We start from the raw sequence: 2,432 nt of genomic DNA on the forward strand, positions 1-2,432 counted from the left end.
GATCTGGGAACAGACTTATATCCACGGTGTTCCGCAAGAGCCGATGAAGATCGTTGGCGAGAGCGAAACTACGGGTACCCAGATTCACTTCAAGCCATCGGCTGAAACCTTCAAGAATATCCACTTCAGCTGGGACATCCTGGCCAAGCGGATTCGTGAACTGTCCTTCCTCAACTCCGGTGTCGGCATCGTCCTCAAGGATGAGCGCAGCGGCAAGGAAGAGCTGTTCAAGTACGAAGGTGGCCTGCGTGCGTTTGTTGAATACCTGAACACCAACAAGACTGCGGTCAACCAGGTGTTCCACTTCAACATTCAGCGTGAAGACGGCATCGGCGTAGAAATCGCCCTGCAGTGGAACGACAGCTTCAACGAGAACCTGTTGTGCTTTACCAACAACATTCCTCAGCGCGACGGCGGTACTCACCTGGTGGGTTTCCGTTCCGCACTGACGCGTAACCTGAACACCTACATCGAAGCTGAAGGTCTGGCGAAGAAGCACAAGGTCGCGACCACCGGTGACGATGCCCGTGAAGGCCTGACCGCGATCATTTCGGTRAAAGTRCCGGATCCGAAGTTCAGCTCSCAGACCAAAGACAAGCTGGTSTCTTCCGAAGTGAAGACYGCRGTCGARCAGGARATGGGCAAGTACTTCTCCGACTTCCTSCTGGAAAACCCGAACGAAGCCAAGCTGGTCGTCGGCAAGATGATCGATGCGGCACGTGCGCGTGAAGCTGCGCGCAAAGCCCGTGAGATGACCCGTCGCAAAGGCGCGCTGGATATTGCGGGCCTGCCGGGCAAACTGGCTGACTGCCAGGAAAAAGACCCTGCCCTGTCCGAACTGTACCTGGTGGAAGGTGACTCTGCTGGCGGCTCCGCCAAGCAGGGACGCAACCGCCGCACCCAGGCCATCCTGCCGCTCAAGGGCAAGATCCTGAACGTCGAGAAGGCGCGCTTCGACAAGATGATCTCTTCGCAAGAAGTGGGCACCTTGATCACCGCGCTGGGCTGTGGCATTGGCCGCGACGAGTACAACATCGCCAAGCTGCGGTACCACAACATCATCATCATGACCGATGCTGACGTCGACGGTTCGCACATCCGTACCCTGCTGCTGACCTTCTTCTTCCGTCAGCTGCCGGAGCTGATCGAGCGCGGCTATATCTACATCGCCCAGCCGCCGCTGTACAAGGTCAAGAAAGGCAAGCAAGAGCAATACATCAAAGACGACGACGCCATGGAAGAGTACATGACGCAGTCGGCCCTTGAAGATGCGAGCCTGCATCTGAACGAGGACGCTCCGGGTATTTCCGGACCTGCCCTCGAGCGTCTGGTGAATGACTTCCGTCTGGTGATGAAGACCCTCAAGCGTCTGTCGCGTCTGTACCCGCAGGAGCTGACAGAGCACTTCATCTACCTGCCAGCGGTGAGCATGGATCAACTGTCCGATCATGCAGCGATGCAAGATTGGCTGGCTCAATACGAAGTTCGCCTGCGCACCGTCGAGAAATCTGGCCTGGTGTACAAAGCCAGCCTGCGTGAAGACCGTGAACGTAACGTCTGGCTGCCAGAGGTCGAACTGATCTCCCACGGCCTGTCGAACTACGTCACCTTCAACCGCGACTTCTTCGGCAGCAACGACTATAAGACGGTCGTTTCCCTGGGCGCTCAATTGAGCACCCTGCTCGACGACGGCGCTTATATCCAGCGTGGCGAACGCAAGAAGCCGGTCACTGAGTTCAAGGAAGCCCTTGAATGGCTGATGGCTGAAAGCACCAAGCGTCACACTATMCAGCGATACAAAGGTCTTGGTGAAATGAACCCGGATCAGCTGTGGGAAACCACCATGGACCCAGCACAGCGCCGGATGCTCAAAGTGACCATCGAAGACGCCATTGGCGCAGACCAGATCTTCAACACCCTGATGGGTGATGCGGTCGAACCTCGCCGTGACTTCATCGAAAGCAACGCCCTGGCGGTTTCTAACCTGGACTTCTGATCCAGTGTAGGTGGGCAAAGTTATTTGCCCTTTCGACCAAAGTTAAGTGGTTCGGCCAATGTTAGTGGCCAGAGACAAAGACAAACCCCAGTAGATCTCGTATCTCCTGGGGTTTTCTTTTGGCTGCTCAAAGAGACACCTATTGATAGACTAGAAAAATTTAGCGCCCGAGATGTGCGCTAGCAGTAATCAAAAGGAATTTCTCATGTCCGCCCTCTCCAGCCTGCTCGAAACCTATCGCTCCGCTTCAGCTTCTGAGCGTGAAAAAGGCACCTACTTCGAAGAGCTGATCTGCACCTACCTGCGCAATGAGGCGACTTACCGCGATCTGTACGAGCAGGTGTGGGCGTATTCCAGCTGGGCAAAGGAACAAGGGCTAGACGGTCGTGATACCGGTATCGACCTAGTAGCAAAAACTCAGGGTACGGGTGAATAC

General features: G+C 55.6%; 2 protein-coding genes. Both read left to right on the top strand.

Annotated features, from left to right (window positions below):
- Window positions 1-1,996, top strand: a 1,996-nt coding sequence (locus AC1DRJ_RS24505) for a DNA gyrase subunit B (protein WP_477804434.1), incomplete at its 5' end; no start/stop codon positions are given.
- A 205-nt stretch (window positions 1,997-2,201) separates the two neighbouring features.
- Window positions 2,202-2,432: restriction endonuclease (locus AC1DRJ_RS24510; protein WP_477804435.1), on the top strand; the 231-nt coding region annotated here is incomplete at its 3' end.

This window comes from Pseudomonas sp. P5_B2, assembly GCF_056400445.1.